Source organism: Micromonospora sp. A200, assembly GCF_029893845.1.
Taxonomy (GTDB): domain Bacteria; phylum Actinomycetota; class Actinomycetes; order Mycobacteriales; family Micromonosporaceae; genus Micromonospora; species Micromonospora purpureochromogenes.
Genome location: NZ_JARXXY010000004.1, coordinates 152,398 through 164,374, shown reverse-complemented (window position 1 = coordinate 164,374; position 11,977 = coordinate 152,398). Strand labels below are relative to the sequence as shown.

Annotated in this window: 10 protein-coding genes, 1 pseudogene and 1 riboswitch; of the genes and pseudogenes, 7 read left to right on the top strand and 4 right to left on the bottom strand. The window is 75.4% G+C overall.

Annotated elements, in window-relative coordinates; genetic code table 11:
* Positions 1-197 precede the first annotated feature (197 nt).
* Positions 198-306, top strand: a riboswitch (TPP riboswitch).
* The 7 genes and pseudogenes from thiE (at position 301) to thiC (ending at position 6,363) form a co-directional block, all read left to right on the top strand.
* Positions 301-927: a thiamine phosphate synthase gene (gene thiE / locus M2302_RS05895; protein WP_280836945.1), complete on the top strand. Its 627-nt coding sequence runs from the start codon at positions 301-303 to the stop codon at positions 925-927. Its footprint overlaps the riboswitch before it by 6 nt.
* Positions 921-2,060 (top strand): glycine oxidase ThiO, encoded by a 1,140-nt coding sequence (gene thiO, locus M2302_RS05890; protein ID WP_280836944.1) that lies wholly within the window; start codon positions 921-923, stop codon positions 2,058-2,060. The genes thiE and thiO overlap by 7 nt, the downstream gene beginning before the upstream one ends.
* On the top strand, positions 2,051-2,251 hold the full coding sequence (gene thiS, locus M2302_RS05885; RefSeq protein WP_088960276.1) for a sulfur carrier protein ThiS: 201 nt from the start codon (positions 2,051-2,053) through the stop codon (positions 2,249-2,251). Before thiO ends, thiS begins: the two co-directional genes overlap by 10 nt.
* Positions 2,248-3,027, top strand: coding sequence for a thiazole synthase (locus tag M2302_RS05880; protein WP_280836943.1), 780 nt, complete (start codon positions 2,248-2,250; stop codon positions 3,025-3,027). Before thiS ends, M2302_RS05880 begins: the two co-directional genes overlap by 4 nt.
* A 131-nt stretch (positions 3,028-3,158) precedes the next feature.
* A pseudogene (locus M2302_RS33065) lies at positions 3,159-3,734 on the top strand (thiamine phosphate synthase); the annotation flags it as partial.
* 230 nt (positions 3,735-3,964) lie between these two features.
* A complete protein-coding gene (gene thiD / locus M2302_RS05870) occupies positions 3,965-4,753 on the top strand; it encodes a bifunctional hydroxymethylpyrimidine kinase/phosphomethylpyrimidine kinase (RefSeq protein ID WP_280836941.1) in 789 nt (262 codons plus the stop codon).
* A 17-nt stretch (positions 4,754-4,770) separates the two neighbouring features.
* Positions 4,771-6,363, top strand: coding sequence for a phosphomethylpyrimidine synthase ThiC (gene thiC, locus M2302_RS05865; RefSeq protein WP_280836940.1), 1,593 nt, complete (start codon positions 4,771-4,773; stop codon positions 6,361-6,363).
* Between the two features lie 57 nt (positions 6,364-6,420).
* Here thiC and M2302_RS05860 read toward each other — a convergent pair whose 3' ends face one another.
* The 4 genes from M2302_RS05860 to M2302_RS05845 form a co-directional block, all read right to left on the bottom strand.
* Entirely contained in the window at positions 6,421-9,612 is a 3,192-nt protein-coding gene (locus M2302_RS05860) for a hypothetical protein (protein WP_280836939.1), read from the bottom strand.
* A gap of 65 nt (positions 9,613-9,677) precedes the next feature.
* Positions 9,678-9,986, bottom strand: coding sequence for a cupin (locus M2302_RS05855; protein WP_280836938.1), 309 nt, complete (start codon positions 9,984-9,986; stop codon positions 9,678-9,680).
* Complete coding sequence (locus tag M2302_RS05850) at positions 9,983-10,933, bottom strand: LLM class F420-dependent oxidoreductase (protein ID WP_280837047.1); 951 nt, start codon at positions 10,931-10,933, stop codon at positions 9,983-9,985. Before M2302_RS05850 ends, M2302_RS05855 begins: the two co-directional genes overlap by 4 nt.
* A 2-nt stretch (positions 10,934-10,935) precedes the next feature.
* Complete coding sequence (locus tag M2302_RS05845) at positions 10,936-11,715, bottom strand: ABC transporter ATP-binding protein (protein WP_280836937.1); 780 nt, start codon at positions 11,713-11,715, stop codon at positions 10,936-10,938.
* Positions 11,716-11,977: the final 262 nt, after the last annotated feature.

Here is an 11,977-nt window from a genome sequence, read left to right as displayed (position 1 = left end):
AGCGGGGCACCTCGGAGTCGTTGCGACGCCTCCGAGGTGCCCCGTTCTTTCGTGCCCGGTCCGTCCACTCAGGGCCAACCGGACAGCATGGCGTGAGGGGTTCGTCACGCGCTGCCCGCACCGTCGAGTTGAGACGGTCCGTGGGAAAAGCGCACCCCGCCCTTGGCGGATCGGCGCATCCGTCGTACGGTATGCCGCAAGTGACCCACGGGAGCCCGGTGCACCGGGCTGAGAGGGGGGCTGAAGCCCCCGACCGTCGAACCTGATCCGGGTAATGCCGGCGCAGGGAGGAGCGTTGCCGTGCCGTCCCTGGGACGACTGCATCTGATCACCGACACCCGGCCGGGGCGCGACCCGCTCGCCGTGCTGCGCGCCGCCCTGCCGGTGGCCCGCGCCGAGCTGGTCGTACAGGTCCGGGTGGACGACGACGCCACCGACCGGCAGGCGTACGAGCTGGCCCGCCGGGTGCTCGCGCTGTGCGCGCCGTACGGGGTGCCGTGCCTGGTCAACGACCGGCTGCACGTGGCGCTCGCGGTGGGCGCCGCCGGGGGCCACGTGGGCGCGGACGACCTGCCGGTCGGGGCGGCCCGCCGGGTGCTCGGCGCCACCGCCGTGCTCGGCGCCACCGCCCGGGAACCGGTCGCCGCCACCGAGGCGGTCGCCGCCGGAGCCAGCTACCTGGGCGTGGGCCCCTGCCACGCCACCACCACCAAGACCGGCCTGCCGGCCCCGATCGGCCCGGACGGGGTACGCGCCGTCGCCGAGGCCGTCGCCGTGCCGGTGATCGCCATCGGCGGGGTGACCGCCGCGTCGGTGCCGGCGCTGCGGGCCGCCGGGGCGTACGGGGTGGCGGTGGTGGGGGCGCTGTCCGGATCAACGGATCCGGCCCGAGCTACCGCTGAACTGCTCGGGGCGCTGACGTGCTGACCCGACCGGACGTCGCCGTGGTGGGGGCGGGACCGGTCGGGCTGGCGATCGCCTGGCGCTGCGCCGCGCGCGGGCTGCGCGTCGTCGTGCACGATCCCGCCCCCGGCTCCGGCGCGTCCCACGTGGCCGCCGGGATGCTCTCGCCGGTCGCCGAGGCGTACTTCGGGGAGCACGAGCTGACCGGGCTGCTCACCGAGTCGGCCGCCCGCTGGCCGGGCTTCGCCGCCGAGCTGGCCGAGGCCGCCGGCACCGATTTCGGCCACCGCACCGAGGGCACCCTCGTCGTCGGGCTCACCGGTGACGACCTGGCCGAGGCGCGGCGACTCTGGTCGTACCAGCGGGGGTTGGGGCTGCCGATCACGCCGCTGCGCCCCTCCGAGTTGCGGGACCGCGAGCCGGCGCTGGCGCCGCGGGTGCGCGGCGGCGCGGTCGCGCCCGGCGACCACCAGGTCGACCCCCGGCGGCTAGTGGCCGCGCTGCGGGCGGCGGCCGAGCGGGCCGGGGCCACGCTGGTACCCGGCGCGGTCGCCAGCCTCACCGACGTGGACGCCCGGGTCACCGTGGTCGCCGCCGGCTGCGGCGCCGCCGCGCTCACCGGCCTGCCGGTCCGGCCGGTGAAGGGGCAGGTGCTCCGGCTGCGCGCGCCCGGTCGCGGCACGCCGGACTTCCGGCACGTGATCCGGGGGTACGCCGACGGCGAGTCGGTGTACCTGGTGCCGCGCGCCGACGGCGAGGTGGTCCTCGGCGCGACCGTCGAGGAGCGCGCCGACACCGAGGTGACCGCCGGGGCGGTGCTGCGGCTGCTCCGCGCCGCCGTCGACCTGGTGCCCGACCTGGCCGAGTACATCCTGGTGGAGGCCGCCGCCGGGCTGCGCCCCGGTACGCCGGACAACGCGCCGATCCTCGGGCCGCTGCCCGGCCGGCCCGGTGTGCTGGTCGCCACCGGCCACCACCGGCACGGCATCCTGCTCACCCCGGTCACCGCCGACCTGATCACCGAACTGGTGCTCACCGGCGCGGCGGACCCGCTGCTCGCCCCCTTCGCGCCGGACCGGTTCACCGCCGGCGCCGCCGCCCGGGCCGCCGGCCGGGACCGGATCGCACCCACCCCCGAGGAGGAGACGTGCAACTGATCGTCAACGGTGCCGGCCGGGACCTGCCCGGCGGGTCGACCGTGGCGGACCTGGTCCGCGCGGTCACCGAGCAGCGGCGCGGCCTCGCGGTGGCGGTGAACGGCGAGGTGGTGCCCCGCACCGGCTGGCCGGCGACCGTGCTGCGCGACGGCGACCGGGTCGAGGTGCTCAGCGCCGCCCAGGGCGGGTGAGCGGCATGACGCTGACCATCGGCACCGTCACCCTCGGGTCGCGGCTCATCCTCGGCACCGGCGGCGCGGCCAACCTGCACGTGCTGGAGCAGGCCGTCCGGGCCTCCGGCACCGAGCTGGTCACGGTGGCCCTGCGCCGGGTGGACACCACCCCCGCCGCAGCCGGCGGGCTGCTCGACGTGCTGGACCGGTGCGGGGTGCGGCTGCTGCCGAACACCGCCGGCTGCTACACCGCCGGCGAAGCGGTGAAGGTGGCCCACCTGGCCCGGGAGGCGTTCGACACCGACTGGGTGAAGCTGGAGGTGATCGGCGACGAGCGCACGCTGCTGCCCGACGGGGTGGAGCTGCTGCGCGCCGCCGAGGAACTGGTCGCCGACGGGTTCACCGTGCTGCCGTACACCTCCGACGACCCGATCCTGGCCCGCCGGCTGGCCGATGTGGGCTGCGCCGCGGTGATGCCGGCCGGCGCGCCGATCGGCTCCGGGCTGGGCGTGACCAACCCGCACCACATCCGGCTGATCCGGCAGAGCGTGGCCGTGCCGGTGATTCTCGACGCCGGCATCGGTACCGCCTCCGACGCGGCGCTCGCCATGGAGCTGGGCTGCGACGCGGTGCTGCTGGCCAGCGCGGTCACCCGGGCCGCCGACCCGGTGGCGATGGCCACCGCCATGCGGTACGCGGTGGAGGCGGGCCGGCTCGCGTACGGCGCCGGCCGGATCGCCCGCCGCTTCCACGCCCTCGCCTCCACCCCCGACGAGGGAAGGCCCGACCTGTGACGGTGACGCGGCAGGTCGTCGACGGGCCGCCCGAGGCGGGCGCAGTGCGCGGTCCACGCCCCGCCGGGACGCGCCCGGACCCCCGGCGAGCCGGCTCGGGGCGGCTCGCCGCGACCGGGCCCGCCCGTCCGGTGGTGCCCTCGGGCCTGGTGGTGCTCACCGACCGCTGGCAGGCCCGGCGGCCGCTGCCGGAGGTGGTCGCGGCGGCGGTGGCCGGGGGAGTGCGCTGGGTGGTGCTACGCGAGAAGGACCTGCCCCGCGCCGAACGTGCCGCTCTCGCCGCCGCGCTGCGTCCGCTCCTCGCCGAGGCCGGCGGCACCCTGATCGTCGCCGGCCCCGACCCCCTGGACGGCGACGCCGTCCACCTGCCGTCGGCCGGCCCCTACCCGCCACCGACCCTCGGCCTGGTCGGCCGCTCCTGCCACGACCGTGCTGAACTGGCCCGACTCACCACCGAGGACTACGCCACCCTCTCACCCGTCTTCCCCAGCAGAACCAAACCCGGCTACGGCCCACCCCTGCATCCGGACGGGCTCGCCGAGCTGATCCAGGCCAGCCCCGTGCCGATCCTCGCCCTCGGCGGCATCGACACCCCCGACCAGGTGTACGCCTGCGTCGAGGCGGGAGCCGTCGGCGTGGCCGTGCTCGGCGCCATCATGCGAGCCGAAGACCCCACCCGGGCAGCCGCCACCCTGACCGAGGCCTTCCAAGCAGCGACTCCGGCCACCACATCAGCCGGCTCGGCGCTCGCGCCCGCCCCGGTGCCGCGAAGCCGGCACGCCCGCGCGGAGGTTCCCGACACGGTGCTGCGGCCGACCGTGCCCACGCAGGGATCAAGCCTGACCGCCCGGAGTGGGCACGGTCGGCCGCAGCCCCCCACGCCGACAGCGACGAACCCGCACGGTCGGCCTCCAACAGCGACCCGGGAAGAGGGACAGTGACGCCGAAGACCGTCCTCACCATCGCCGGCTCGGACTCCGGTGCCGGTGCCGGCATCCAGGCCGACCTCAAGGTCTTCGCCGCCCTCGGCGCGTACGGGACCAGCGTGATCACGGCCGTCACCGCGCAGAACACCCGGGGCGTCGACGCCGTGCTGCCGTTGCCCCCGCGAACGGTCACCGAGCAGCTCGACAGCGTGCTCGGCGACTTCCATGTCCGGGCGGTGAAGACCGGAATGCTCGGCACCCCGGCGGTCGCCGACGCCGTGGCCGAGGCGGCGAAGGCGGGCCGGCTGCCGTACCTGGTCGTCGACCCGGTGCTGGTCGCCACCAGTGGACACCCGCTCGGCGTGGTGGAGGCGGTCGAGCGGCTGCTGCCGTACGCGGAGGTGGCGACGCCGAACTGCGCGGAGGCCGCCGCCCTCACCGGACGCCCGGTGACCACGGTCGAGGAGATGGCGGTCGCCGCCGAGGCGATCGCCGCCGGCGGCCCGGCGCACGTGGTGGTGACCGGCGGTGACGTGGACGCCGGCGGCGAGTCGGTCGACGTGCTGTGCGGCGGCGGGACGACCATCCTGCTGCGCGCGCCCCGGGTGCGGACCCGGCACACCCACGGCACCGGCTGCTCGTTCTCGGCGGCGATCGCCGTCCGGCTGGCGGCGGGCGACCCGGTGCCGGTCGCGGTCGCCGCCGCCAAGGAGTACGTCACCCGCGCGCTGACCGGCGCGCGGGACTGGGAACTGGGCGCGGGACGCGGCCCGCTGGACCACTTCGGCTGGTCCTGTTGACCATCAGGGAGGCTGTCATGCAGGCACGTCGCAAGGTCTACGTCGAGGGGTCACGGCCGGACGTCCGGGTGCCGTTCGCCGAGGTGGAGCTGACCGGGGACAACCCGCCGCTGCGCCTTTACGACACCTCCGGCCCGGGCTCCGATCCGGAGGTGGGGTTGCCGCCGCTGCGCGGGGATTGGATCGCCGAGCGCGGTGACGTGGCCCCGGTGCGCGGTGCCGGCACGCCGTTGGCCGGGGCGGACGGGAAGCGGCCCACCCAGCTCGCGTACGCCCGCGCCGGGGTCGTCACGCCGGAGATGGAGTTCGTGGCGATCCGGGAGGGGATGGCGCCGGAGTTCGTCCGGGACGAGATCGCCGCCGGGCGGGCGGTGCTGCCGCTCAACGTCAACCACCCGGAGTGCGAGCCGGCGATCATCGGCAAGGCGTTCCTGGTGAAGGTGAACGCCAACATCGGCACCTCCGCGGTCACCTCGTCCGTCGCGGAGGAGGTGGAGAAGCTGACCTGGGCGACCCGGTGGGGCGCCGACACCGTGATGGACCTGTCCACCGGCAAGCGGATCCACGAGACCCGCGAGGCCATCGTGCGCAACTCGCCGGTGCCGATCGGGACCGTGCCGATCTACCAGGCGCTGGAGAAGGTCGGCGGTGACCCGGTGAAGCTGAGCTGGGAGGTGTTCCGGGAGACCGTCGTCGAGCAGGCCGAGCAGGGCGTCGACTACATGACCGTGCACGCTGGGGTGCTGCTGCCGTACGTGCCGCTGGCGGTGGACCGGGTGACCGGGATCGTCTCCCGGGGCGGGTCGATCATGGCGGCCTGGTGCCTGGCGCACCACGAGGAGAACTTCCTCTACACCAACTTCCGAGAGCTGTGCGAGATCCTGGCCCGCTACGACGTCACGTTCTCGCTCGGCGACGGGCTGCGGCCCGGGTCGATCGCGGACGCCAACGACGAGGCCCAGTTCGCCGAGCTGCGGACCCTCGGCGAGCTCACGAAGATCGCCTGGGAGTACGACGTGCAGGTGATGATCGAGGGCCCGGGCCACGTGCCGATGCACAAGATCAAGGAGAACGTGGACCTCCAGCAGGAGTGGTGCCACGAGGCGCCGTTCTACACGCTCGGCCCGCTGACCACGGACATCGCCCCCGCGTACGACCACATCACCTCGGCCATCGGCGCGGCGATGATCGGCATGTTCGGCACCGCGATGCTCTGCTACGTCACCCCGAAGGAGCATCTGGGGCTGCCGGACCGGGACGACGTGAAGGCGGGCGTGATCGCGTACAAGATCGCGGCGCACGCGGCCGACCTGGCCAAGGGCCACCCCGGCGCGCAGGCCTGGGACGACGCGCTGTCCAAGGCCCGGTTCGAGTTCCGCTGGGAGGATCAGTTCAACCTCTCGCTGGACCCGGAGACCGCCCGCTCGTACCACGACGCGACGCTGCCGGCCGAGCCGGCGAAGACCGCGCACTTCTGCTCGATGTGCGGGCCGAAGTTCTGCTCCATGAAGATCACCCAGGAGCTGAAGGACTACGCCGCGCGCGGCATGCAGGACAAGTCGGCGGAGTTCCTCTCCTCCGGCGGCCGGGTGTACCTGCCGATGGCCTGACCCAGAACCATGCCGGTCCGGCGACGGCGGGTGCCGTCGCCGGACCGCTGCGCTTCCTCAGTCCCGGTGGTGCCGGCCGCTGGACCGCAGCGAGCGGCGGCCGCTCTCCGTCTCCGGCTCGTTGTCGGCCATCGGGCGGCTCAGGCCGGAAACCCAGTCGACGTACTCCTCGTCCTGCGCGGCGAGCGGCTCCGCCTCCGGGTTCTCGGCCGCCGGTTCGGCGCCGCGCGCCTTGTTGCGGCGGAACAGGCTCCGCTTCGTACGGGACCGGTCGGCCGCCGGCTCCGGCTCGACCTCCGACGACGGCTCGGCCCCGCGAGGTTCGACACCGGGCACCTCGGCGGCGGGCAGGTCCGTCGACCGGCTCGCCGTAGCGGGGGTGCCGGGCCGGGAGTCGTCCGCGTCCCAGCGGAAGGTGACCGGCTTCGGTTCCTCCTCCGGACCGTGGTCCGGGAAGGGCAGGCCGGCGCGGGGCGGCGCCGGCGCGGGGCGGGGAGCGGTGAAGGCGTTCCAGCTCGCCGCGCTGTTCAGGTCGGGCAGTTGGTGCCGGGGGCGGGGCGCCTGCTCGGCGGTCGCGGGAGTGGCGCCGGTGGTGGACGGGGTGTGGCGCGCCGGGCTGCGGTCCGCACCCGACGACCGCATGCCGGGCCGGGGAACCGGCGCGTCGTGGACGTCGTCCCTGGTGGACCCGGCCGAGGGGTACTCGGAGCGGGCCGAGTCGAGCGCTGCCGGGTCGAACCGTGCCGGGTCGGGCGTGGCCGGGTCGAGTTCGGTGGTGCCATGGCCGGCTTCGACGAGCCGGGCTGTGTCGAGTTCCGGCCGGTCGAGGCGGCTCCGGTCGAGTGCCCGATCGAGCCCGGGGCGGTCGAGCCTGGGCCGGTCGAGCGCACGCTCGGGGTCGTCGGCCGGCGCGGTGTCCGCACCGGAACGGGCGGCGGGCGCCGGAGCCGGGGAGGCGGCCGGCTCGGGGGCGGCTGTCGGGTCCGTCGCGGGGCGGATCGTCCGTTTCGCCGAGCCCTTACGGCCGGTGACCGCAGCGGCGGAGCCGGCGGCAGCGGCAGGAGCGGCGGAGCCGGTGGTGGCAGCCGCGGGGGCGGTGGTGGCAGCCGCGGGACCCGCGTCGGTGGCCTCCGCCGCGTCGCCGGTGGTGGCGAGGGTGGCCGCCACCGGGTCGCCGGATCCGGCGTCGCTGGTCGTGGTGGAGGTGGCGGCCACCGGAGCGTCCGATCCGGTGCCGCTGGCGGTGCTGGCGACCGGCTCGTCCGACCCGGCCGAGCGGGACTTGCGGGTCCGATTCGGTCGGGGCCGGGGGGTGACGGTGGTGGGCTCGGCCGGCTCGGCGGGCGCGGTGGGGTCGTCGGTCACTGCCGTCTGCTCGGTGTCGTGCGGCTGCTCGGCCCTCGCGGTGTGGTGAGTGGTCGCTGCCGTCTCCTCGGTGCGGTTCGGCTGCTCGGCCCGGTCCGCTACCGGTGGGACCGCCACGGACCCGACCACGACCTGCGGTGTGACCTCGCCGGTTGCTGCCGGCGCGTCGGCCGGACCGGCGGCCCGAGCCACCTGGACCGGATCGGCCGCACGCGGCCCGTCGGACGGAACGGCAGCCGGTGCAACCTGGGCCAGGTCGGCGGGCGGTGGCACCTGGATCGGGTCGACCGCTCGCAACCCGTCGGACGGGACCGGCGCGGAGGAGCTGCCCACCACCGGCTCCCCGGTGGACATCGCCGACGTGATCCGGCTGGCCGTACCGTCCCAGTCGGCTCCGTCCCCGACGTCAACCCCGCTGGCCGGCTCCGCCAGCGCCTCCCGGTCCGCCGCGGCGTCCCACGCCGTCGGCTCCACCCGGTGACCGACGAGGGACGCCGGCTCGCCGGTCGGCGCGGCCGGGTCGGCCGTCCACCGGGACTCCGGCGTACCGCGACGGTCCCGGGGCTGCGGGGCGCCCGCCGCGCCGGCGGCCTCGGCCTGCGGCGCGCGGCTCGGGCCCGTCGGCAGGTCGCCGTACGACGGCTCGTCGGGCGTCCGGCCGGATGGCTCCGGCCAGGTCGCCGACGCGGGTGCGCCGGCCGGGGCGTCGAGGGCGAAACCACTGTCCGGGGCGTCGAGGGCGAAACCACTGTCCGGGGGCGTACCGGACGGGGTCGGGGTGCCGGGGGTGACCGGCCAGTCCCAGTGCGCCGGGGTCGGCCCGGTCGCCCGGGTCGCGGCCCGGTCAGCGGCCCGGTCCGCGCCGGTCGGCGTGCCGGATCCCGGCAGGGTGCCCGCGCCGGCGGCGCCGGCCAGATCCACGGTGGCCGAACCGTCGCCGGGGGCGCTGCTCAGGGCCGGGCTGTCGGGCAGCGGGCGCAGGATGTCGGTCGGCTCGATGGCGTCGTCGGCTCCGGCGGCGTTCCCGGCGTCGGTCGCCGGGAAGAGCGGCCAGCGCAGCAGCGTGGCGGCGGCCGAGCCCAGGGCGCCGGCCGCGACGGCGATCACCGCGCCGTAGTACGGCGCGAGCTGGTAGCGGTCGGCGGAGTCGCCGGGGCCGGCGGTCAGGTAGGCGAAGGCGAGCAGCACCGGGCCGGCCACCCCGGCCGCCCCGCTGACCAGCGGGACGTGCCCGCGCCAGCGGGCCAGCGCACCGGTCGCCGCGCCGGCCAGCAGTGCCACCGCGGGGAGGGTCAGCATGGCCAGCCGCTGCGCCGCGTCCGCGTCCAACCAGGACGGCTCCAGCACGCCGAGGCGTACGGAGCGCAGCACCCCGGTGGACAGCAGCGCCGGCGCGACGGAGACCAGCGCGATCAGCCAGACCGCGCCGGTCAGCAGGGCGACGTTCCAGCCCAGCGGCGGCCGGAGCAGCACGGCCGAGGCGGCGCCCGCGCCGACCACCGCGCCGACGACCGCGCAGATCCCGACCGCCCAGACCGGGTCGACGGTGCTCAGCTCCGCGGCCCGGGCGGGTTGCATGCAGAGCGGGGCGACGACGGTCGCGCCGAGTGCGGCCGCGCCGGAGACGGCGAGTTGTGCGCCGCTGCCGTCCGACAGCCCGACGCGGCGGGCGAGCCGGACGGTGACCACGGCGCCGACCACGGCGGCGGTCACGGCGAACCAGCCGACCCAGGCGAGCTGGGCTGGCCACCGGTTCACATCCGTGAACGCGCCGTTGAGTCGTACGATCCCGAACCCGTACGCGATGCCGAGCTGACCGGCTCCGGCCAGCACGCTCACCCCGAATGCGGTGAACAGCAGCTTGCCCCACGTCCGAAAGGCCATGTCGCGCACGTTACGGCCCGGTGCGCCCGATCGCCACTGTGGCGCGGCGGGGCGACTGCCTGGGGTTACTTCAACTCGACGAGACGGGCCAGATACGTGGTGTCGCCGACGTTGGTGAGCATGTGGACCGCGCCCGGGTCCCGGTAGACCACCCCGCCGGTGGGTTCGTCGGCGTCGATCCGGGTGCCGTCGATCGTCTGCACCACGTTCTTCGCGCCCTGGACGGCCACCACCAGGTACGGGTGGTCGTGCCGGTGCAGCGGCTGCCGCTCACCCGGCTCCAGGCGGATGTGCCACACCCGTACCCGGTCGTTCTCGAAGACGATCTCCTGGCCCACCGGGCCGAGTTCCGTATCGTCGACCACGTCGGTCATGTCGTTCCGTTCAGTTGGGGGAGCACCTCGCCGGCGATGAGCTCCAGGTGGTCGAGGTCGTCGAGTTCGATCAGGCGCAGGTGCACCCGGGTGGCGCCGATCGCGGCGAACTCGCCGAGCCGGTCGACCAGTTGCGCGGGGGAGCCGACCACCGGGTCCTCCGGCGGCAGGGCGCTCTTGACGTGCAGCGGCTCCGCCCGGCGGCGGGCCTCGGCGTCGGTCCGCCCGATCGCCACCACCACCCCGGCGGAGAGCACCAGCGGGGCCCGCCCCGACTCGGTACGCCCGGTCCGGTCGCACGCCTCGCGGACCCGCTCGTACGCGCCGGCGGTCTCCTCGACCGACTTGAAGGGCATGTTGAACTCGTCGGCGTACCGGGCGGCCAGCTCGGGGGTGCGCTTCGGGCCGCGCCCGCCGACGATCACCGGCGGACCGGGCCGTTGCACGGGCTTGGGCAGCGCGGGCGCGTCCACCAGACGGTAGTGGTCGCCGAGGTGGGTGTAGGTGTCGCCGACCGGGGTCCGCCACAGCCCGGTGATGATCTCCAGCTGTTCGGCCAGCCGGTCGAAGCGCTCACCCACGCCGGGGAACGGGATGCCGTACGAGGTGTGCTCGCGCTCGTACCAGCCGGCGCCGATGCCCAGCTCGACCCGGCCGCCGCTCATCTGGTCCACCTGGGCCACCATCACGGCCAGCGGCCCGGGCAGCCGGAAGGTGGCCGAGGTGACCAGCGTGCCGAGCCGGATCCGGGTGGTCTCCCGGGCCAGCGCGGCGAGGGTCAGCCAGGCGTCGGTCGGGCCGGGCAGCCCCGGCTCGTCGCCCATCGCCTGGTAGTGGTCGGCCCGCAGGAACCCGTCGAAGCCGCCCGCCTCCACCAGCCGGGCGAACCGGAGCTGGTCGTCGTAGCTGGCACCGCGGTGCGGCTCGACGAAGACGGCCACCCGCATGCTCATCGTCCCTCCGCCACGGCCGGCGTCTCGCGCTCCATCAGCAGTTCGTGCAGTTCGGCGCTGACCCGGGCGACGTCGGCCAGGTGGGCGTTGCGGCCGAGGGTGCGCGGTCGGGGGATGGTCACCTCGACGATCCTGCGGATCCGCCCCGGACGCGGGCTGAGCACGACCACCCGGTCGGCCAGCAGCACCGCCTCGTCGATGGAGTGGGTGACGAAGACGACGGTGGCTCCGGTCTCCATGTGCACCCGTTGCAGTTCGCCGGCGAGTTCCTCGCGGGTGAGCGCGTCCAGGGCGGAGAAGGGCTCGTCCATCAGCATCACCCGGGGCTCGCCGATCAGCGACCGGCAGAGCGACACCCGCTGCTGCATACCGCCGGAGAGCTCGTGCGGCAGCCGCTTCTCGAACCCGCCGAGGCCAGCCATCTCCAACAGCTGGCGGGCCCGGTCGCGGTGCCCGGCCCGGCTCCAGCCGAAGATCTCCACCGGCAGCAGGACGTTGTCCAGCACGGTGCGCCAGGGGAGCAGGGCGGGGCGCTGGAAGAGCATCGCGATGTCCTGGCGGGGCCGGGTGACCGCCGTGCCGCCCACGGTGATCTCGCCGCCGGTCACCGGCAGCAGCCCGGCGACCATGCGCAGCAGGGTGGACTTTCCGCAGCCGGAGCGGCCCAGCACCGCGACGAACTCGCCCTCGGCGACCGCCAGGTCGATGCCGCGCAGCGCCTCGACCCGGCCGGAGCGGCCGTCGAAGGTACGCGACACGTCGGCGAGTCGGATCATGTCCGGCGGGCCTCCCCTGAGTGGGCGGTCAGGAATCCGACAAAGGCTATCCGGCGTGTGGCACTTGCCGACAGTCCGGGGTGGACGCTCAGTTGTTTCCGTTCCGCAACCCGGTGCGACTGGTGTCGTGACGGTGGGTCTCTCGTACGCTGTGCCCGCGAAGAGTCCCTTCACGACGGTGGCGTCGGCTCCCCCCTTTCACGCCGAAACCGCCGGACCGACAACCCCTCCGGGTGGCATGACCCGGTCGGAAAGGACATGG

What these genes read in the sequence shown, in the direction of transcription:
- thiC (WP_280836940.1), top strand. Translation starts at nt 4,771, where the DNA reads ATGCAGGCACGTCGCAAGGTCTACGTCGAGGGGTCACGGCCGGACGTC.
- M2302_RS05860 (WP_280836939.1), bottom strand. Translation starts at nt 9,612, where the DNA reads ATGGCCTTTCGGACGTGGGGCAAGCTGCTGTTCACCGCATTCGGGGTG.
- M2302_RS05855 (WP_280836938.1), bottom strand. Translation starts at nt 9,986, where the DNA reads ATGACCGACGTGGTCGACGATACGGAACTCGGCCCGGTGGGCCAGGAG.
- M2302_RS05850 (WP_280837047.1), bottom strand. Translation starts at nt 10,933, where the DNA reads ATGCGGGTGGCCGTCTTCGTCGAGCCGCACCGCGGTGCCAGCTACGAC.
- M2302_RS05845 (WP_280836937.1), bottom strand. Translation starts at nt 11,715, where the DNA reads ATGATCCGACTCGCCGACGTGTCGCGTACCTTCGACGGCCGCTCCGGC.